The organism is Agaribacter marinus (genome assembly GCF_030160655.1).
Lineage (GTDB): Bacteria > Pseudomonadota > Gammaproteobacteria > Enterobacterales > Alteromonadaceae > Glaciecola > Glaciecola marina.
In genome coordinates, this window is record NZ_BSOT01000009.1 from 142271 (window position 1) to 164090 (window position 21820).

Here is a 21820-nt window from a genome sequence, read left to right on the forward strand (position 1 = left end):
ACCCGCTACTGCGTAATTTCACTGCGAATTTGTGCAATACTTTTTGCGAATGGTTGAGCGCTTTTTATGCTTTCAGGTAACGAACCCGCTGTAGAAAGTGCCGCATCAATCGAATCGAACGTATCATTATATAAAACAACATACCAAGGGCCACCATAACGTTCAGTTTGGTAAATCCACGTGCTTTCACTGAGATTGTTCGAACGAATATAGGTTTCTAATACTCGCGGATTTTGAATACCGGAGAGCTGTAGAACAACTAAGTCGCTGGGAAGCTGCAAAAGCAATGCTTCATCGAACCTGTACTGATCTATAGGTGAAGTGTCGACCGGCGCAAGCGTTGATTCTTCTGTACTTTCATTGAACGTAGCAGCTGTCTCTTGATTGTCCGCAACGCTATATTCTGGGTCGTCAAGCAGTATGGTCTGCCCTAACTTAGCATCCAGTTGTTCAATACTGAGTATATCCGGTACTTGAAAATCACCTTCGGCATCAGCCACGACTTCGTTGACAAGGGCTTCATTGTTTGATGTAGACACATCGAAATGCGCCTTCGCGTCGTCATTTATTACCAATTGTTCATCAAGTTGTGCCGTCAATCCTTGTGCTTGTGCTTCCTCTTGAACAACTGCGTTACTATTCGTTTGAGAAGATGCTAAATTATTTGTGTGTGTGTCATCTTCGTGAGGCGCGTTTGAGTCGGTTTTATTCTTAGTTTCTTCAACATATACTTGCCAATCAGATACTAGTAACTCATCTGTTATTGAGTTAAGTGATGTGTCAGTAGTATCTAATATAATGTCGTCTGTATCGGTTTCTTTTGGGGTCGGTACAATGGATAGGTCAACGTTTTCAGGTATCTCGCCGGAATCTATGAATGCTTTGACTTCTGCAGGGTACTGCCACGCGATTAATGCAGAAAATACGACAAAAAATGTGCACATGACGGTGGAAATGAACCATCGACGATTTACAAATGATTCGGAACCAGATGTGCCAAATATTCCTTTACCAGCGAAAAATGCTCTTTTTTGCGCCATCAGTGATTCTAAGGCATTCACATCAAAACCGACAGCGTCGACAGAATGAGATGATAGCAAAACCGGGCTTGCATGATTTTGTTGTGGTAGCCAATTTTGCGCTGTTTCTGCCCAATGTGCACTGCCAAACAGAATCACATTTAAATGTAACGTAGACGTGGACTTTCGAATACTCGCAATCCATTGCCAAAGCTCTTCTAGAAAATCGTTGGCAATGTTATCTGCTTGAGCGATGCATATTAGGTAGTTTGTATTGTTTGAATCAGGTAACTCTGCGAGTAACTCGCCTATTGGTCGTATGAAACTGCCGACTTGGTGATCGGCAAGTTGACGACATATGGTACGCCTATGATCGACACTTTTTTCATTTTGTTTTGCAGTAAAAAATGAGACTTCAGTATGGTCACCTTGTTGACTCAAAAAATCAGTGAGGTATTTTTGTTGGTCAGCAACAGCATCGCTGCCTACAAAAATAAGCTGCGATGAGTAGTTTACTAAATGTGTCAATCGTTTCTGTAGGTCAGACACGGCTTGTATTTCGCACTCCGATGATTCACTGACACGGTAAAATGCGTGCCTCAGTTAATCAAGTAAAACAGTTAACTCTTGCGTGCTGACATCACTTACTACAACGGCGCTTCCAATACCAATGGGCAGAATAAAGCGCATCGTCCCACTAAGTACCTTTTTGTCTCGTTTCATATGCTGAATGTATGTTTCAGCAGTCATCGTAGCGGGACCATCTACTGGTAAGTCGAAAAACTCAATAAGTGATACAATGTCTTGCAGTTGTGTCAAACTAATGTCACCACGCATTTTAGATAACTTAGCAGCAAGCACCATGCCAGCTCCAACAGCTTCACCGTGTAGCCAATTCCCGTAGCCTTGTTCGGCTTCTATCGCGTGACCAAAGGTATGCCCTAAATTGAGTAGAGCACGAACACCATGTTCTTTTTCATCTTGATTGACAATGTCGGCTTTGATTTGACAGCATCTTGATATCATTGTTGCAAGTAAGGCTTCTTTTTTCTCTTTTATGCCTTGTTTATTTTCATTTAACCAAGTGAAAAATTCGGCATCGTAAATGATACCGTATTTTATAACTTCAGCCATCCCTGCTGCATATTCTCGCTCGGGTAAGGTCGTTAGGGAATGTGTATCAATATAGACCGCTTGAGGCTGATAAAATGCGCCAATCATGTTTTTACCCAATGGGTGATTGACAGCAGTTTTACCACCAACGGACGAGTCAACCTGAGATAAAAGTGTTGTTGGTATTTGGATAAAGTCAATGCCGCGCAGATAACATGCGGCGACAAAGCCGCATAAGTCACCAATTACACCGCCTCCCAAAGCCACAATTACAGTATCTCTAGCCGCGGGTATTTCTAGCAATTTACTTAATACAAACTCAAAGGAATCTAGTGTTTTAAATGATTCGCCGTCTTCAATAATAATGTGATCAACATTTTTTTTATGGGCTTCAAGTTGTTGAGTTAAGCCCTCTAAATAGAGGGGAGCGACTGTAACATTGCTTAATATGACGACATGTTGACCGCGTATTTCAGAAAATAAAAAACCGGTATTCTTTAGAATACCGGTTTCTATATAAATCGGATAACTGCGGTCATCAAGGTCAACAGTAATGGTTGGCATTGATGTATCCTTTCAGCTAGGGCTTTTTACAAGCCAATTTTATTGATAATTTGATTGGCAACAGAACGAGCGCTTTGGTCGTCAGTTTCAACCACATAATCAGCAACGTCTTCGTATAGCGGGTTGCGTTTCTCAGCAAGGTCGCGTAATACTTGTTCAGGTTCGTCATTTTGTAATAATGGACGACGTTTATCTCGTTGTGTTCTTGCTACTTGCTTGTCAATGGTCGTTTGCAGATAAACAACAATGCCGCGCGCTGACAGTCGATTACGTATTTTTTTAGATATTACAGAGCCACCACCGGTAGCCAATACAATACCTTGTTTGTCTGTTAATTCTTCTATGATATTTTCTTCACGTTCGCGGAATCCATCTTCGCCTTCAAGGTCAAAAATCCACGATATGTCTGCGCCGGTGCGACGTTCTATTTCTTGGTCTGAGTCAAAAAATTCGAGGTGAAGCTCGTCTGCAAGGTGTTTTCCTATTGTGCTTTTTCCAGCGCCCATAGGCCCTACAAGGAATATATTACGTTTTTCAGCCATATTTGCCTAATTCACATCTCAATGTTGTTTATTGTTAACGCGGGTGTGCATGCTTCCACACCTACTTGTGTGCATGGGCCTTATTTATAGGGGCCTCGACCACAAGTTGGTGGTCTATTAATGCACTTGACACTCCTCGGGATATTTCGAGTGGGGCGGATTATCTCAGTTATCTTATTACTTTTGCAAGTACCGAAATAAAATATGCAGTCTGATTTAGTTCTCAGACTGCATATTTCTTTATACTTACGGGGGTTAGATACCTTCAGTGATTATTTTTGGTGTAACAAAAATCAACAATTCCCGTTTTTGTTCGAGCTTTTGCGTAGATTTAAACACATTACCGATGAGTGGCAGGTCACCAAAAAGTGGTACTTTTGCAACATCATTCGTACTAACTTGCTGGAATATACCACCGAGCACAATGGTTTCTCCATTTTCTACTAGGACCTGTGTGCTGATTTCTTGCGTGTCAATGGCGACCGCAGGACCGGTAGATGTTTGTACTGTTTCACCACGAGTATCTTGCGTGACGACGAGGTTAAGAATAATTCGATTGTCTGGTGTAATATGGGGCGTTACTTTTAAACTAAGTACTGCTTTCTTAAATTCTACGGACGTTGCGCCACTTGAAGTTGCCTGTACGTAAGGAATTTCTGTTCCTTGCTCAATATAGGCTTCCTGTTGGTTAGCGACGGTAATTCTTGGACTTGCAATAATTTCACCTTTGTTTTCAGATTCTAGTGCACTGAGCTCAAGGTCAAGAATATTGCCGTCTAAAAGGTTTGCTACCTGAAACCCAATGCGGCCAGCAGGGTTTGCCACGGGTAAATTGACATTTAGCCTGTCAGTGATACTTGGCACAAGGCCTCGGCCGGCAGTATCTGCACCTGACAGTGAACCTGACACACTATTATCACTGCCACGCCCTGTAAATCCCCACCTAACACCTAGCTGCTCATCAACATTGTCGCGTACCGTAACCATTCTAGATTCAATAAGCACTTGTCTTACTGGAATATCTAAAGACTCAATGACGTCTCGAGCACCATCGATTGATTCTTGTGTATCTCTGATCAATAAGGTATTGGTTCTTTCGTCTATGCTGACTGAACCTCGTTGCGACAATATACCGCCTTCAGACGATTTTAAAATTGACGCTAATTCTGCTGCTTTTGCGTAGTTCACGGTGATATTAGCTGATTTAAGTTCAGCTAAATTTTGTACTTGTTGTTTTGACTGTAACTGTTGTGTCTCCCGGGCTGAGAGCTCTTCTGATGGTGCGATAAGTAATATATTACCTTCTAAACGTTTATCTAGGCCACGAATCTTCAATATCATGTCGAGTGCCTGATCCCATGGGACCGCCGACAGACTGATCGTAACGTTACCCGTAACCGTGTCCGTGGTTACTAAGTTAAACCCGTTAACTTGCGCGATGATTTGAAGGACTTGGCGAACAGGTACATCCTGAAAGTCTAAAGAAATAGGTTTACCGGTGTAGGCTTTTTCCTCGGATTCTTCGAGTTCTTCTTTGGTCAAAGGCGACAACGAAAATACATAACCATTGTCGGTTTGATCTTTGCGAATTTTGATTTGGCCGTCATATCGCATTTCTAGTCTAGACACATTTTCATTCTGAAATGTTTCAATATTCGATAATGCAGTACCAAATTGGCTGACATCAATTTCTACATATTGCTCTTCACTCAGATTTGTATCATTAAATGAAATCGTCACTCGACCTTTTGCTTCAATCAGTGATGCTGTCGGAATAGGGCCAGAAAATGCTACTGTTACATTTGCATTGTCACCAGTGCGTGCAAAACTGATATCATCCAATACAGTAGGTGTTGCGATTTTAGCGCCCTTGGGGTCAACTAAACTTACTTCTGGTTCTTGTGCGACAACGCCAAAGGTAACAATGCCAATAAGTATCGCAGCGGCTACATACCAAATTGGCTTCCGGCGATTTAGTTTTTGGTTGAAAATGTATTGCTTAGACATTGTTATCATCCCCTATTACCGTTGACATGCTCATGGTTGCTATTTTTTCTTTCCAGCAACCGCCACCGTCAGGTAACATTTCTTTAATTTGAATTTCTGAATTTGTAATGCTTACGATTCGGCCATGGAATAAACCGATGTAAGTGCCAATACTCGCTTTGTGAAGGCTGCCGTCATTCGCGCTAATGAGGGCGAATCGTTTTCCGTTAGTTGTAAATACGCCTGACATTTGCATTGCATCTATACCGTAACTCTCAAGCGCTTGCTTCTTTCTACCCAAGTTAGGTTGATTGCACTTCGGTGAACTCACCACTTTTTCTACTGTTTCCGTGTTCAACGATCGTTTGAATGGGCTTCTCAAATTCGTCGCTTCGTAACTGACAGGGTCAAGTTTTTTAAATTCTGGATATGCGTCGATGGTCACGGCGGTGGTTTGCTTAACTTTTTCAGTATATGCCACCAAGTCATCTATATTTGCACCACATGCAGACAGCAATACAACGGCGGGAAAAAGCGTGGAATACTTATTCATTGCTTTCTCCTTCGTTGGCTGATTCTGCACGGTACGTTTTTGCTTGCATCGACAGCGTTAGTTCTCCATTGGCAGACGTTAGATCAAAGTCATGTAAGGTCACAATTCTGGGTAAGTTTGCTATGTTAGAGGCAAATTGTCCGAATTCATGGTAGCCACCCGCCACTTCGAGTTGTATCGGCAATTCGGTATAAAACTCTTTAGGTATGTCACGTTGCCACTGAAGCAATTTAAAGGATAATCCGGCGTCTGTGCCAACATACGTAATATCGTCCAATAATCCAGGTGTCTCGTTGCTAGTGGGCAAAGACTTTAACATTGACGAAAAATCATCTTCAATCCGTGCTAGTTGTTCCTTATGAGCCTCTAAATTCACCGCAATGCGATACTTTGCTTCAAAAGATTGACGTAACTCGGTTTCTTTCGCTTCGGCTTTGCTCAACTGGGGTAATTTGCTGCTAATAATGGCGTAATAACTAATACCACCCACTACTAGTGCACAAACGAGAGCGACGACAATTTTTATTTCTTTCGGCCATATAGCGACCTGTTCAAAATCTAATTCATTGAGTTCTTTTAGCTTGTTGAAATCAAATGCCATGCTACCGTCCTGATGCTTCTGTTGTAGTTTCAATTGCAACAGGTGCAAATGCTGCACTTACCTTCATTGATAACTCGAAATCACTGATCGCATTTGCGGCACTGGCATCTGCAACGATTGAAGAAAGCTCAGCCTCAACAAATACTTTAGATTCATCTAACGCCCGCATAAAATCAGAGAGTCGATTATTTGATTCGCTTACACCAACAATTTTTATGTTATTGCCGCTGCGCGATAATGTATTAAAGGATATGCCCGGTGGTACTGTGTTAGCGAGTTCCTCAAATAGAATGGGTGCTAAGTTACGGCTCACTTGGAGTTGTTCAATTAATGACATTCTTAAGGCAATTTCATCTTTCTTGTCTTTAATGGTCTTAATTTCCGCTATCTGTGTGTCCAAGACTTGAATTTGCTGAGTAAGGTAGTTGTTTCGAGACTTTTGATTGCGGATTTGTTGTTCGATGAATTGCCCGGCAAGCCAAAACAAAACAAAGATCGATACTGCGACTAAGCCTAACGATATGATGTACTGCTTTTTTTGGGTTTGCCTAAGTGACTCACGCCAAGGCAATAGGTTTATTTGTGCCATTGGCTTAGCCTCCGAGTTGCTAGACCTGCCGCGATTGCGAGTTGTGGGGCAACGTTAATAAGTAATTCTTCGTTTACTTTTGCATCGAATATCATGTCTTTGAATGGGTTAAATATGCTCACTTGCATGCCCATGTCATTACTTAATTCTTCTGCAATATTTGGTAAATTAGCGGCGCCACCGCTTAAGATAAAGTTGCTAGGCATAGTTTTATGCGAGGTAGCGACAAACATTTGTAATGCTCGCTGTATTTGTTGTTGCATGCCGCCAATGAAAGTGGACAGACTATCCTTAAACCATTCATCTGGTGCTGTGTTATCAGCAATCTGGCGTTCTACTTCCTGCGTATCAATAGCGTGTATCAATGCTAAATCTTGAATGTAGCTATTTAAACCAAAACTATGCTCTTTTATATAAATAACTTCGTTATTTTCTATCACGCACAGTTGCATTAACGCGGCGCCCATGTTGACGCAAACGGTTATTTCATCTTCTATTTGATTCCCAAATTGAATAACTGCATCAGCCAGTGCATTGCTTTCAATATCCACGATTACCGGATCAAAAGGTGCTTCTCTGACAATTGTGATACGGCTATCTACCATATCTTTATGCGCTGCACTTAGTAACACTTCTACTTTGCCGGGGTGTGCCTCACTTAAGCGAAGTTGTTCGAAGTCTAAATACACTTCATCGAGTGGATATGGAATAAGAGAGTCTGCTTCTAGCTCAATTTGAGTCTCTAACTCAAAATCGCTCTGGTCAGGATCCATGAATACTAATTTACTAATCACCGATGCCCCTGCGACCGCGATGACGGCTTCTTTAGTTTTTGCTTTTAAAGACAAGTTTACTTTTTTGAGTGCTTTACCTATAGCATCAAAATCCTTAATTTCGCGTTCAGCAAATGCCATCCCTTGGATGGGTTCTGACGCAAAGCTCATTACCTTAGGTGTGGCGCCGGATAAGTCGAGGCAAACAGCCTTAACAAACTTAGTACCGATGTCCAAGCCAATAATAGTGTTAGCTTTTTTTCGAAAAAGCGACTTCATTCAATAGCAGCCCGTTAACAGTTACAGTATGATTACAGATTGATAATACTAATTTTTGTAAAATCGTATGTATTAGTTAACGACACATACGTATAAAAATTGAGTGGAATATTTGTTCTCTTAGGATGTCTAGACTAACGTGAAGTACATTAAAACCTTATTTATCCTCATGCTTGTAGGCGGTGTCCTTGGTGTCGCATCTGTCATCGGTATGTATTTTTATCTCAAACCGGACCTACCTAGTGTTGATGTGTTGAAAGATGTTCAATTGCAAACACCGATGCGAATTTATACCCAAGACGGCAAATTGATCTCTCAGTATGGCGTTAAACGGCGTATTCCTGTGTCTATTGAAGAAGTGCCTGAAACGCTTATACAGGCGGTTATTGCTACAGAAGACAGTCGTTTTTACGATCACTATGGTGTTGATCCCATTGGTGTTGTCAGAGCGGCCTTGAACTTAATTGTGACAGGTGAAAAGGGACAGGGGGCAAGTACACTAACGATGCAGGTGGCAAGAGGTTTCTTTTTAAATCGAAGAAAGGAGTTTTCTAGAAAGCTGAAGGAGCTGTTTATTGCCATTCATATGGAGCAAGTGCTGACAAAGGAAGAAATTCTTTTACTTTACCTAAATAAAGTTGAATTAGGGCATAGAGCATTTGGCGTGGGTGCTGCTGCGCGTGTGTATTACGGCAAAGCCTTAAGTGAATTAAATTTAGCACAGTTGTCAACCATTGCAGGTTTGTACCAAGCGCCATCGCGATTAAATCCTATTAGCAATCCTGAAGCGTCAGTTAAGCGTCGAAGAATTGTCTTACTGAGAATGTTAGATGAAGGATATATCGACAGGGCTGAGTTTGACGAAGCCGCTGCTGCGCCTGTGACGGCAAAATTTCATGGGGCAGAAATTGAGCTAGATGCGCCTTATTTAGCTGACATCATTTACAATGAGATGGTTGGGATATACGGCAAAGAAATTGCGGAGACAAGTGGTTTTAATGTGTATGCGACGGCAACGTCAAAAGGACAAAAGGCAGCACAGTTCGCTGTGACCCAAAATTTACATGATTACGACGAGCGTCACGGATATAGAGGCCCAATTGATGTTTTGTGGCGGCCTTTGGATGACGAAATAATTAAAGGTCTAGGTATTGAATTACCGCTGTCGGCAGACGACGCTGAGCGCTTAAATGAGGAGTTAGGCAACTACCAACCACTCTCGACGGAAGAGATAGATGACGTCCTGTTAAACACAGATAATATTGGTGAGTTGGTGCCTGCGGTTGTGACACAAGTAGATACTCGCGCGATTGAAGTGTATACATTATCAGACGCAAATTTACGGATAGAATGGGACGGATTGGATTGGGCTAGGCCTTATGTCACCGACTATAAACAAGGCCCTGATCCTGAAGAAGCCAAGGATATCGTACATGCTGGGATGTTAGTCTATATTCGAAAGAGAAAAGATGACCAACAGTGGCAGCTAGCTCAATTCCCAGATGTCAGTGGTGCGTTTGTATCACTTAACCCTTTAGATGGCGCCGTTCAAGCGGTTGTCGGTGGCTATGATTTTTATCACAGTCAGTTTAATCGCGCAACGCAAGCAAAACGGCAAGTCGGTTCTAACATCAAGCCTTTCATATATTCAGCGGCTTTAGACAACGGTTATACCATTGCCAGTATTATTAATGATGCGCCAGTGAATCAATGGGATGCCAGTTCAGGTTTGGCCTGGCGGCCGAAAAATTCAGATGCAATATATGACGGCCCGGTGCGCATGAGATATGCATTAGGGCGCTCGAAAAACGTGGTGTCTATACGACTTTTAAGGGGAGTAGGGCTTGATAATACACGTGAATATTTAACCAAATTTGGTTTTCAAAAGGATGAAATTCCTAGAGATGAGACGATGTCGTTAGGGTCTGGCGGCCATACACCATTAGAAGTAGCAACGGCGCTTGCCATTATTGCGAATGGTGGGTTTGGCGTGCAGCCATATTTTATTCAACGAATTGAAAATGCTGAAAGTGAGGTACTCTGGGAAGCTGAGCCACTTTATGCCTGCGACCCTTGTAGCAATACACATTTGAGCAACGCGGATATAGGTAAAGAGAATGAGGCCAATGTTGAAAATGAGGCTCTTGAGCAAGGAGTAGGTGAAGCACTACCTGAAGTCGGTAACGATTTAGAAGCTTTGTTAGCAGCGGAATTTGGAGATAGTCAACTGCCTGAGACAGAAGTCTTGGAAGAAAAACCGATGTTGTCTGCGCCTAGAGTTATTAGTGAACAAACAGCATTTTTAGTGCGAGAAATGATGCGTTCTGCTGTGCGTGCAAACGGTAGCTGGAATAATAAAACGTATTGGTTGGGTACTGGCTGGCGAGCACGAAACCATCTTCAACGTACAGACATTGGCGGAAAAACAGGCACGACAAATGAAGCAAAAGATACTTGGTTTAGCGGTTTTGCGCCGGGTTATGTCGCGACTGCTTGGGTTGGTTTCGACGACAATAGCAGAGAGCTAGGAAAGGCGTCGCGAAACCAGAATTTGATAAATAAGAACCCGAAGAAATTTAACTGGTTGGGCAATGCCATGATTGGTGGTGAGGACGGCGCGAAAGCTGCTCAACCTGCATGGATTCGATTTATGTTGGAAATGATTCCCGACGTTCCAGAGCAAGCGATGATGCAACCTGAAGGTATTGTCAGAGTGAGGATTGATCGCAAAACAGGTAAGTTGACGCGTCGTACGGATGCATCATCAATGTTTGAATACTTTGTAAAAGGCACAGAACCGACTACCTTTGTAAGTGAAAACGAAATGCTTATGCCGGTTGAAGAACTAAAAACTGATGCAAAAATAACAGAAGAAAATCTGATAACCGACGATATTTTTTAAATTAAGTCATAAAAAATAATAATTTGGGCGAGTAACTAAATGCTCATAACCGACAGAACTAGGTGAATAATGTCTGCAAACGAAAGCAATGATCACTTATACATTCCCTATGCAGGTCCTGCATTGTTGGAAACGCCACTTCTCAATAAGGGCAGTGCCTTTACAGAGCGAGAGCGAAAATCTTTTAACCTACTCGGCTTGTTACCCCCGCGCTATGAAACGATTGAAGAGCAGGTGGAGCGGGCGTATAAACAATATAGTAGTTTTTCTGAGCCTCTGAACAAGCACATCTATTTACGTGCTATTCAAGATAACAATGAGACGCTGTTTTATCGTCTTTTACAGGCGCATATAGAAGAAATGATGCCCATCATTTATACCCCAACGGTGGGTGAAGCATGTGAGCAATTTTCTGATATTTACCGGTCATCTCGTGGCTTATTCATTAGTTATGAAGAACGTCATATGATGCAAGACATACTTAGAAATGCGACGAAGAGTAAAGTCAAAGTTATTGTTGTAACTGACGGCGAGAGGATTTTAGGCTTGGGTGACCAAGGCATTGGTGGTATGGGTATTCCTATTGGCAAATTGTCATTGTATACAGCCTGCGGTGGCATCAGTCCTGCGTATACCTTGCCTGTCATGTTGGATGTGGGCACAAACAACCCTAAATTACTTGAAGACCCAATGTACATGGGCGCAAGACACGAAAGAATTAACCAAGAACAATACAATGAGTTTCTCGATATTTTCATCCGAGAAGCAAAACGTCGCTGGCCGGGTGTAATGATCCAGTTTGAAGATTTTGCGCAGCCAAATGCGATGCCGTTGTTGACAAAATATCGCGACAAAGTCTGTTGTTTTAATGATGACATTCAAGGCACTGCTGCGGTGACCTTAGGAACGATTTTAGCGGCGTGTAAGGCGCGCGGAGATAAATTGTCTGAGTTAAACATAGCGTTCGTTGGTGCAGGCTCAGCGGGATGTGGCATTGCTGAAATGCTTATCCAGCAAATGGTTGAAGAGGGGTTATCTGACACAGATGCGCGTAAGCGCGTATACATGGTTGACCGTTATGGGTTGTTGGTCGAAGGTATGAACGATTTACGTGATTTCCAAGCGGCGCTTATGCAGTCTGCATCTGATGTATCAGAATGGCAATTTAGTGGTGAATACCCTTCACTACTTGATGTTGTGCACAACGCTAGGCCTGACATTCTAATTGGTGTGTCTGGACAATCAGGTATATTTACTGAGCAAGTCATTACGGGTATGCAAAAGTATTGTAGGCAGCCAATTATCTTCCCTTTGAGTAATCCGTCACGGCAAGTAGAAGCGAGACCTGAACAAGTAATTCAATGGACGAAGGGTAATGTGGTGATTGCGACAGGTAGCCCATTCGCAGATGTAGAATATGAAGGCAAAACCTATCCAATTTCTCAGTGTAACAATAGCTATATTTTTCCTGGTATTGGCTTAGGTGTACTGGCGGTAAAAGCTAAACGCATTACTGATGAAATGCTGATGGCCGCGAGCAATGCATTGGCGGACGCGTCGCCTATGGCGAGTGGTGACTCGAATCATTTATTGCCACCGCTAACTGATATCATGTCATTGTCAAAAGCTATCGCATTTGAAGTGGCTAAAGTGGCGATGCAACAAGGCTATGCCTTAACAGTTGCTGATGACGTACTGCGCCGCCGAATTGAGGACAAATTTTGGCAGCCAGAGTACCGTCCATACAAAAGAGTAAGTCTGTAATAGGGCTTAGAACTTGTCTACGTGCCATCAGGCCTTCTTACGTCTAACAAAATGTTTTGATGTAGAGGGCTTCTACCTTATTTCGTGCCCATGGGGTTTTGCGCAAAAATTTGAGGCTGGATTTAACTGATGGATCGGATTTGAAGCAATTGATATTTATTAGTTGCGCTAATCCCTGCCATCCAAATTCCGCTTCCAACTGTTCGACGATGGTTTGTAACTTAACGCCATGAAGCGGATTATTAACTTGGGTGTTTTCGTGTGCAGCCATTATTTGTTAGTCACTGTTTGATAGGGCGGTATAAGCTAAGTATAGCCGCGTTCTGAGAAAGTTTCTCATGCTAAAGGCTTAGCTTAAACACCTTTGAGTTACGTGTGTAGTTGTACATTTGTTTTCTTGATTCTGGCAAGGTGTCTATTTTCATTTCAACAAAACCTTGTTCTAAAAACCAATGCGCGGTCACCGTAGTGAGTACGAATAAATGCTTGAGATCTTGTGCGCGTGCTTTTGCCTTTAAAGCATCAAGTAAGCGCTCGCCTCGGCTTTTACCTCGATATTCGCTATGCGTTGCCACGCAAGCGATTTCGCCGCTTTTATCTTCGTATGTATAAAGTGCTGCGCAGGCGATAATCATGCCGTCTCGTTCAATGACCGTGAACAAGTCAATCTCGTTCTCTAGCCGCTCTCTGGAGCGCTTGACCAACACACCTGATTCTTCGAGTGGACGAATGAGCTTAAGTATGCCGCCGACATCGTCAATAGTGGCATCACGCAATTGTTCATAATGGTTTTGCATGACGAGTGTGCCAACGCCATCACGCGTGAATAGCTCTTTTAACAATGCGCCATCAGATTTATAGCTGACACAGTGGGTGCGATCTATACCCGCAGCAACCCCTGCGACCATTGCGGATAAACACGTCGACTCTGCGCGCACAAGATCCTGTGCAATCAATGATTGAAGATGACTTAGCTCAACAGTGCGAAGCATTTTTTGTTCAACAAACAGACCATCAAGTTCAGACAATGTGATTATCTTGTCGGCACTGCACGCGATAGCGGCCTGCGTTGCCACGTCTTCATGCGACAAGTTAAATACTTCGCCGGTGGCAGAATAGCCCATGGGAGATAGCAGCACGATTGAACCATCGTCGAGTTGATCTTGAATGCCTTCAACGTCAATACGTCGTACTACACCTGTGTGCTCAAAATCGATACCGTTTTGCACACCAATAGGTCTTGAAATAACCAAATTACCTGAGCATACCCGAATACGCGCGCCATGCATGGGCGAGTTAGGCAAACCCATGCTCAATAGCGCTTCTATTTGGCTGCGCAAAGAACCCGCGGCATCTTTTACGCATTCAAGTGTTTCTTTTGTTGTTACACGCACGCCATCGACAAACTGGCCTTGTAAACCCCTAAGGCGCAGTCTTTCATCGATCTGAGGACGCGCGCCATGAGTAATGATAATGCGCATGCCTAGGCTGTGAAGCAAGGCAATATCTTGTATCAGGCGAGGGAAGTTTTCATCTACCACCGCTTCCCCGCCAAACATGATCACAAACGTTTTTGCTCTGTGCGCGTTTATGTAGGGTGCAGAGTTCCTAAATAGATGAATACTATCGTCGTGTGAGAGCGTCATTCCATTGAGCCTTAGCTAGTCGCTTTTAATTTATCGAGCTTTTCCAACTCAAGGTAAAGCGCTTGAGTTACTTGCTTATGCCCAGTACCGCCAAGTTGATTTCTTTTCTCTAGTACTGCCTCTAGTTGTAACCAATCATAAACGTCTTCGTTTATCTCTGGGTGAATACTTTGTAAGTGCGCTATGGGTAGGTCTTCTAGTGCAGACTTTTCAGCGATTGCCATCACCACAGCTTGCCCAGCAAAATCGTGTGCGTTTCTAAAAGGCACGCCTTTTTCAACTAGGTAATCAGCTAGTTCTGTGGCATTCGCATAGCCTTGCTGCGCTGCTAAACGACACTTATCTGCGTTCAACGCAAGAGACTGCATTACCTCAACACCAATGCGTAAACAAATATGGTATTGGCTCACAGCATCAATCGCGCCTTCTTTGTCTTCTTGCATATCCTTATTGTAGGCGAGGGGCAGTCCTTTCATAGTGACTAATAAGGCTTGTAAATGACCAAATACTCGACCACATTTTCCGCGCATTAATTCTAATGCATCGGGGTTTTTCTTTTGCGGCATTAAGGAAGAACCAGAGGTAACATCATCGCCCAAGACTAAAAATCCAGCTTCACCTGAATTATAAAATATCAAGTCTTCCGACAAGCGAGACAAGTGCATCATGCCAGTGCTGGCGACAAATAATAGTTCGAGCACAAAATCTCTATCCGACACCGCGTCAAGGCTATTTAAACAAGGACTATCAAAACCCAGCTGATCAGCAATTTTATAGCGGTCAACTGCAAAGGTCGTCCCTGCAAGGGCACCACAGCCCAACGGTGACTGATTCATGCGGGCCGTCAAATCGTCAATTCTGCTGACATCTCTTTTTAACATCTCGACATACGCAAGGCACCAATGAGCGAAGTACACCGGTTGTGCGCGTTGCAAATGGGTATATCCTGGAATAATCACATCTGCGTTGCGTGACGCGCACTGAAGCAATGCGTCAATCATAGCAACAACGTCGCTCTTGAGGCCGAGGAGTTGTTGCTTTACCCATAGTCTAAAGTCGGTGGCCACTTGGTCGTTACGACTTCTTCCTGTATGTAGCTTGCGCCCGAGATCGCCGAGTTTATCGGTTAGCCAAGCTTCGACAAAACTGTGAATGTCTTCTTCAGACGATTGATCAAAATCAATTTCACCCGCATCTGCTTGCGCTTTAAGCACACTCAATGCCGATTCAATATCGGCTTGTTCTTCTGACGTAAGTACGCCTGCTTCTGCAAGCGCTCTAGACCAAACGATTGAACCGAATATATCTTCACTAGCCATTACTTGATCAAAGGGTAAAGAATCATTTACTCGTTTGAACATTGCACTAGTGTCGCCGGCAAATCTGCCACCCCATAACGCCATTTTTATAACTCCTTTTTAGCCAACTACTTGGCAACACCTTGTGCTTTAAGTGCTTTTATTCTGCTTGATAAGCTAAATAAGCGGATGAAGCCTTCAGCATGTGATTGGTCATATACATCATCAGCACCAAAGGTCGCAAAATCTTCCGAATATAAACTATTTGGAGATTGGCGTTGCGTAACGGTCGCATTACCTTTGTATAGTTTAATGACCACTTCTCCCGTCACTAAGTCAGCGAAACTCGCGGCGGCATTAAGTAAACTATCATTTAACGCAGTAAACCAACGTCCGTCATACATGACATGAGAAAATTCCAAACCGATTTGTTCGCGGAATTTAAGCGCAGACTTGTCAAGTACCAGACATTCGATAGCCTTATACGCTTTCATCATGACCGTGCCGCCTGGGGTTTCGTAACAGCCACGAGATTTCATGCCTACCAGTCTATTTTCAACAATATCAATACGCCCAACACCGTGTGGTGCTGCAATGTTATTTAATTCAACGAGGGCTTGGTATGGAGAAAGTGTTTTTCCGTTTACTTTAGTTAAACGCCCTTTTTCGAATGAAAGTGTAACGTTTTCAGGCGTATTTGGTGCATCTTCTGGATCAGCTGTCATTGTCCAAATTTGTTTTGTTGGCGCGTTCCATGGTTCTTCTAGTTCACCGCCTTCATGCGATATATGCCACGCGTTAGCGTCGCGACTGTAAATTTTCGTCGCAGATGCAGTCGTCGGGATGTTCCGTTCAGCTAGGTAATCTAATAAGTCTTCACGCGAGACCATGCTCCACTCGCGCCATGGCGCAATCACTGTTAAGTCAGGCGCAAGTGCGGCAAAAGCACCTTCAAATCTTACTTGGTCATTCCCCTTTCCTGTGCAGCCATGACATAAGGCATCAGCCCCTACTTTACGCGCAATATCAACTTGTGCTTGAGCAATTACAGGGCGTGCCATAGAGGTGCCAAGTAAGTATTCGCCCTCATACACTGCGCCGGTAGTAATGGTAGGGTATATGAACTCACTCACAAATTTCTCTTTGAGGTCAACAATGTGACATTCACTGGCACCGCTAGCTATCGCCTTGGCTTCCAAACCTTCGAGTTCTTCATCACCTTGGCCAACGTCGGCGGCATAGGCAACAACTTCACAGTCGTAGTTTTCTTTTAACCAAGGTACGATGGCCGATGTGTCAAGCCCACCAGAGTAAGCAAGTACTACTTTGTTCACGGATGTCATGAAAATTCCTTACGCGTTATCAAATGATAAATCTGTTAATAAATAAGTTAAAATGGCGTTTTGGGCGTGCATTCTATTCTCAGCTTGTTGCATTAATAATGAATGCTCGCTATCCATCAGTTCGCCGGTAATCTCTAAATCTCTATGTGCTGGTTGGCAATGCATCACATATTTTGCCCCTGAAGATTGCATCAATGCTTCGTTGACTTGGTAGGGCATTAGTGTTTCTTTAATTTCGTCTAAGGGCGTATCGTCACCCATCGATAGCCAAGTATCGGTATACAGGACGTCAGCACCTTTAACATCGGCTATCTTGCTGCTAAATGTCACCATTACATTCATTAATTCTGCTAACTCGCTCACATAGCGATGGATCTCATCGTCGATTTCGTGGCCTTTAGGCGTAATAACTATTTGGTGCACACCCAGCAGTATTCCAAGGATCAGCAAGCTATGGGTGACGTTGTTGCCATCACCAATATAGGCCATTGTTTTGCCTTTTATTTGTTTGTCTTGTTCAAACAGCGTGATGTAATCTGCAAGCGCTTGGCATGGGTGGTACATATCACATAAGGCATTAACTACTGGCACCTTAGCACCTTGTACTAGTTGTTCCAGTGTGTTGTGTTCATAAACCCTTGCCACTATTGCATCTGCCCATTGCGATACATTTGCGCCGACATCTACAGGATCTTCACGTTTTTTAAGTGGCTCGCCCTGACTATCCACATAGACCATGTGACCGCCAAGTTTGTTGATGCCGATATCAAAACTTACTCGTGTACGTAAACTTGGTTTTTCAAATAGTGCTACGACAGACTTTCCGGCTAGAGGCTGCGGATAAAAGTCTTGCTGCTGTTTTAAGTGTACGGCTAAATCTAAAAGAGCAGTGGCTTCTTCGGATGTCCATTTACGGAACGTCAATAAGTCTTTATGCATTGTTCGCTTCCTTCGTGATTAGGAATGAGTTGCGTTAGAAAGGGTTGGTAACACGGCGGTTCCCAACTTTTGTTCATCGATGAGTAGTGCTTTAGCATTATCCCAACTAGCAATCGTAATTTGTTTTCCTAAGCGATTAGCAGCCTCTTGTGAGGCTTGCACTTTTACTACCATACCGTCAGTAATTACATCTGCTTCAATCATCTGCTTAGCGAGCATTTTGTCTAAAATTGGTACTAGCTGTTTTTCCGCATTGAGTACACCTGGCACATCGGAAAAAAAGTATAACTCAGCATTGAGGATTTTGGCTACATGTATTGCTGCGTGATCTGCGTTCACGTTAAACAAATTTGAATGTTGATCTGCACCAATAGATGCAATTACTGGCACAATACCAGCATTTAGTAGGGTAGTAAGTAAATTAATATCACCGCCAATAGGTGTGCCAACACTCCCTAACACCGTATCTTTTTGTTTACAGTCGGCGATGTCGCCATCTGCTAAACTAATACCGACAGCATGTATTGCCAATGCTTTCATTTGAGCAACAAGTGACTTATTCAAATCGCCAGCAAGCACGCCAGTAACAATGGGCATGTCCTGAGGAGGCGTGACGCGCAGTCCATTATGTTTCAAGCTTGGTCTATTCAGTGCTTTCATTAAGGACTGGACTTGGTCACCGCCGCCATGAACTAGAACAACCATCCGGTCTTGTTTTTGAAGCAATGCGATAGCGGATAAAAGCTTTTGGCTGCCACTATCAGCAATATTCAATTGCTCAAAAAATTTGCCACCAACTTTTATAACAATTGGCGTTGGGGATGTTAACGTGCTCATTTAAAGTAGCCCTGCATCGTCTGGTAAATTAAATGCAAGATTGGCACATTGTACCGCTTGCGATGCCGCGCCTTTTAGCAGATTATCAATGGCTGTACATACCACTAAACAGCGCTTTGTTGGATCAAATTTCCAGTAAACATCGCAGTAGGGAGTATTTGCAACCTCATCTACTTTTGGCCAACTATTGCGTAACCTGACAATGTTAGACCTTGCATAAGCGTTGGTGTATGCGTTCGCTACGTCCGTTTCACTTATGCCTTCTTTTAGGAACATCGTCGTGGTTGCTAATATACCTCGTTTAAAGGCTCCTAAATGTGGGGTAAAGATGACTTGCGTTCTTGCGTGCTCTTCAATTTCTGGCATGTGCCGATGATTCAATACACCATAGGCACACAAGCTGACTTCATAAAAACTTGTTGTCATTGATGCTTTGCGACCAGCACCACTTACGCCGCTGGTTGCGTTAATTACAGGTATACAATTGTCGGCTAAGAAGGCGCTGTCAACGATTGGTTTAAGCGCTGTTAACGACGCTGTTGGGTAACAACCAGGCACGGCAACTAATTGAGCGTTGGAGATCGCTTCGTAATTCCATTCTGCCAGCCCGTATACAGCTTTATCAGCGAGAGTTGGGTACGCATTTGGAAACGCATATGCGTTCTCAAAAACAGCTAAATCGCTTATTCTATAAGCGCCTGAGAGGTCAAACACTTTCGTATTAGTATTTAGCGTATTAGTATTTAGTAATTTTGCCGCCCAGTGATGACTTACTTCGTGAGGAAGTGCTAAAAATATAGCGTCATGCTGAGTTGCAATTTCAGCTAAATCCGCTTCTCCAACACCTTGCAATATATGATTGCAAGATAAATCAAGAAAAGCGTGAAGATCAGAGATTCGCTTATTTTTATCAGCACTGCCTTCAGAAACGTAGCAGTTTACTAGTTCGAATTTTGGGTGTTTATGCAATATTTTAACGAGTTCCGCGCCAGTATAACCACTGGCACCAAAGATACATGCTTTCATTGACAAATTCTGTATGTGTAAAGGGGGATAAAAACGGTGCATGGTAACATTATTTTTCTCATAGTGTCACCAATGCACCAAGCGCTATTCTTTTAGTGTTGGACTAACTTCGTCGTAACCAACTTACATAGCGTATCGAGGGAGAAACCGTATACATTTATAAATCTCTAAAAAGAAAGGAATCAATTACCATGATTGTTTATTGATTCCGAATCTACACTGGAGACAAATGGTACACGTGTTTTAATAAGTATGCAAATAAATTAAATAATTATTCTTTATGTTGGAGCGAATTAGTTGTTACCCGATGTCGCTATCCTCTTCGTTGCCCGTGTTTTTTTCTATTTTCTATTTTACTCAATTTTTCTAATTGCACTTCATTCAGCACTTTTCTGAAGTTAAAGCGAGTTTCTAACTTAATTAGTCGAATTGACGCTCGCGTACTCGCATAGTTCATTTGTAAGTTGTTCCACGCGTCTTGATCAAATTCGTCAGCTTGAATAAGTGCTTTCTTTGCTAGTTTGTGGGCGTTTATTTCGCTTTCAAATGCCGAAATGTCGGCGATTTGTTTTTCCATGAGACTTTCGAGATCAGCGTCTTGTGTTTCAGATAAGTTTAATCGTCGGCTTAACTTTGCTATTTTTTTCTGTGCACTTTTTTGTTTGTTTGTTGATGGCGTTTTTTCGCTTAGCTCTGTTTTTTGCTCATCTGTTAATACTTGAAATGCTTGATGTTTAGCTGTTGCGATATTCAAGGCAGTTTGTGTTGAGCTCAATATTTGCATGTCAACAATGCCGTTTGCCAATGCGCTATCCCAGGTGTCTAGGGCAAATAGTGAATCTATTTGCAATTTTATCTCCGATTTATCTGCTGCATACAGACTATTGTCTTCGCGTAATTGCTGCATGATCGCACGTACTTCTTGTTTTTGTGAGCGAGATAAATCGAGCTGCTTAAACATCGAAATAATTTCATCTTTACCCGATGGCTGGGCATAAACGCCGGCGCTTGCAAATAAAATGGAGCCAATCGCCGCTGCAAGTAGTATTTTTTTCATAAATCACCTTTTATTTAACGTCGTACTATACTTTTGTTTTCGTGTTACTTGAATTACACGCTTTTAGACATGAATTTTGTCTATCAACTTGTAATATAGCGTTTGCAGTGCAAAGTAACGCCAAGGGAGTGTAAATGTTGTGTAAATATAGATGGCGTGTATGCCCACTGATGTATTATTTGGTGTTGCTAGTATCAGGTGGTATCTACATAGGTAGTACTCGTTGCAGCAAGTATTAGATAGTTCATGTAATCACTCAAAAGCAAAAGAGATACATTCGTGAATAAGATTTTAATTATAGATGATGATGCAGATTTAACGGATTTACTGTCGGAATATTTGCAACAGCAAGGCTTTTCAACCGATGTCGAAAACTTACCGAACGCTGGCATTAATAAGCTCAGAGAGCATTCGTTCGACATTTTGTTACTTGACGTGATGATGCCAGAAATTGACGGTTTCGCTGCCTTAGCTGAAATACGGAAATTTTCTAAAATTCCAGTAATTATGCTGACGGCGAGAGGTGATGACTACGATAAAATACTTGGTTTAGAGTTAGGTGCAGATGATTATCTACCAAAACCTTTTAATCATCGTGAATTGGTTGCGCGAATTAAAGCGCTCATTCGTAGAGTTGACCCGAAGGGAATGCTAGCCGATAACGACGTTATCGACTTACATGGTTTGCGTATTAATGTCAGCAATCAAGTCATTCAATATAAAGATAAAGTAGTGGAAACTACCGGGACTGAATTTCAGCTTCTTGTTCATTTGGTTAATCATGCTGGACGCTTGCAGTCGAAACAAGTGTTATGCGAAAAAGTACTGGGTAGAAAACTTAGTCCTTTCGATCGCAGTTTAGATATGCATATAAGTAATTTACGTAAAAAAATCGCCGAATATGGTGTCAAGGACGTTATTAAAACTGTGCGCGGAAATGGTTACATGATTTCTGTCAGTTGATCAGAAGGTAATTTCCGAGAACATAG

Annotated in this window: 19 protein-coding genes; 3 read left to right on the forward strand and 16 right to left on the reverse strand. The window is 42.7% G+C overall.

Annotated features, from left to right (window positions below; translation table 11 throughout):
• Positions 1-5: 5 nt before the first annotated feature.
• The 8 genes from QQK00_RS16260 to pilM all read right to left on the reverse strand — a co-directional run bounded on the left by QQK00_RS16260 (position 6) and on the right by pilM (position 8019).
• Positions 6-1547, reverse strand: coding sequence for an SPOR domain-containing protein (locus tag QQK00_RS16260; protein WP_284218730.1), 1542 nt, complete (start codon positions 1545-1547; stop codon positions 6-8).
• Positions 1548-1622: 75 nt separating this feature from the next.
• Positions 1623-2696, reverse strand: coding sequence for a 3-dehydroquinate synthase (gene aroB / locus QQK00_RS16265; RefSeq protein WP_284218731.1), 1074 nt, complete (start codon positions 2694-2696; stop codon positions 1623-1625).
• 26 nt (positions 2697-2722) lie between these two features.
• Complete coding sequence (gene aroK / locus QQK00_RS16270; protein WP_284218732.1) at positions 2723-3238, reverse strand: shikimate kinase AroK; 516 nt, start codon at positions 3236-3238, stop codon at positions 2723-2725.
• 255 nt (positions 3239-3493) lie between these two features.
• Positions 3494-5245, reverse strand: a complete 1752-nt coding sequence (locus QQK00_RS16275; RefSeq protein WP_284218733.1) for a type IV pilus secretin PilQ — start codon at positions 5243-5245, stop codon at positions 3494-3496.
• Positions 5238-5777: a pilus assembly protein PilP gene (locus QQK00_RS16280; RefSeq protein ID WP_284218734.1), complete on the reverse strand. Its 540-nt coding sequence runs from the start codon at positions 5775-5777 to the stop codon at positions 5238-5240. The genes QQK00_RS16275 and QQK00_RS16280 overlap by 8 nt, the downstream gene beginning before the upstream one ends.
• Positions 5770-6378, reverse strand: coding sequence for a type IV pilus inner membrane component PilO (locus QQK00_RS16285; RefSeq protein ID WP_284218735.1), 609 nt, complete (start codon positions 6376-6378; stop codon positions 5770-5772). Before QQK00_RS16285 ends, QQK00_RS16280 begins: the two co-directional genes overlap by 8 nt.
• A gap of 1 nt (position 6379) precedes the next feature.
• Positions 6380-6967 (reverse strand): PilN domain-containing protein, encoded by a 588-nt coding sequence (locus QQK00_RS16290; protein ID WP_284218736.1) that lies wholly within the window; start codon positions 6965-6967, stop codon positions 6380-6382.
• On the reverse strand, positions 6955-8019 hold the full coding sequence (gene pilM, locus QQK00_RS16295) for a type IV pilus assembly protein PilM (RefSeq protein ID WP_284218737.1): 1065 nt from the start codon (positions 8017-8019) through the stop codon (positions 6955-6957). The genes QQK00_RS16290 and pilM overlap by 13 nt, the downstream gene beginning before the upstream one ends.
• A 139-nt stretch (positions 8020-8158) precedes the next feature.
• On the opposite strand from pilM, the gene QQK00_RS16300 reads away from it, so the two are divergent.
• Positions 8159-10921, forward strand: a complete 2763-nt coding sequence (locus tag QQK00_RS16300; RefSeq protein ID WP_284218738.1) for a penicillin-binding protein 1A — start codon at positions 8159-8161, stop codon at positions 10919-10921.
• 69 nt (positions 10922-10990) lie between these two features.
• Positions 10991-12685, forward strand: coding sequence for an NAD-dependent malic enzyme (locus QQK00_RS16305; RefSeq protein ID WP_284218739.1), 1695 nt, complete (start codon positions 10991-10993; stop codon positions 12683-12685).
• 43 nt (positions 12686-12728) lie between these two features.
• Here QQK00_RS16305 and QQK00_RS16310 read toward each other — a convergent pair whose 3' ends face one another.
• The 8 genes from QQK00_RS16310 to QQK00_RS16345 form a co-directional block, all read right to left on the reverse strand.
• A complete protein-coding gene (locus tag QQK00_RS16310) occupies positions 12729-12956 on the reverse strand; it encodes a VF530 family protein (RefSeq protein ID WP_284218740.1) in 228 nt (75 codons plus the stop codon).
• 70 nt (positions 12957-13026) lie between these two features.
• Entirely contained in the window at positions 13027-14331 is a 1305-nt protein-coding gene (gene argA, locus QQK00_RS16315) for an amino-acid N-acetyltransferase (RefSeq protein ID WP_284218741.1), read from the reverse strand.
• 11 nt (positions 14332-14342) lie between these two features.
• Positions 14343-15734 carry an argininosuccinate lyase gene (gene argH, locus QQK00_RS16320; RefSeq protein ID WP_284218742.1) on the reverse strand — a complete coding sequence of 464 codons (1392 nt, stop codon included), beginning with the start codon at positions 15732-15734 and terminating at the stop codon, positions 14343-14345.
• A gap of 23 nt (positions 15735-15757) precedes the next feature.
• Complete coding sequence (locus tag QQK00_RS16325) at positions 15758-16972, reverse strand: argininosuccinate synthase (RefSeq protein ID WP_284218743.1); 1215 nt, start codon at positions 16970-16972, stop codon at positions 15758-15760.
• A 9-nt stretch (positions 16973-16981) separates the two neighbouring features.
• Positions 16982-17911 carry an ornithine carbamoyltransferase gene (locus QQK00_RS16330; RefSeq protein ID WP_284218744.1) on the reverse strand — a complete coding sequence of 310 codons (930 nt, stop codon included), beginning with the start codon at positions 17909-17911 and terminating at the stop codon, positions 16982-16984.
• Between the two features lie 18 nt (positions 17912-17929).
• On the reverse strand, positions 17930-18748 hold the full coding sequence (gene argB / locus QQK00_RS16335; protein ID WP_284218745.1) for an acetylglutamate kinase: 819 nt from the start codon (positions 18746-18748) through the stop codon (positions 17930-17932).
• A complete protein-coding gene (gene argC, locus QQK00_RS16340) occupies positions 18749-19774 on the reverse strand; it encodes an N-acetyl-gamma-glutamyl-phosphate reductase (protein ID WP_284218746.1) in 1026 nt (341 codons plus the stop codon).
• 313 nt (positions 19775-20087) lie between these two features.
• The gene (locus QQK00_RS16345; protein WP_284218747.1) at positions 20088-20831 is read right to left on the reverse strand and encodes a Spy/CpxP family protein refolding chaperone; all 744 of its coding nucleotides are present in this window, start codon (positions 20829-20831) and stop codon (positions 20088-20090) included.
• A gap of 279 nt (positions 20832-21110) precedes the next feature.
• Between QQK00_RS16345 and QQK00_RS16350 the strand changes: the two genes are divergently transcribed.
• Complete coding sequence (locus tag QQK00_RS16350; protein ID WP_284218748.1) at positions 21111-21794, forward strand: response regulator; 684 nt, start codon at positions 21111-21113, stop codon at positions 21792-21794.
• Positions 21795-21820: the final 26 nt, after the last annotated feature.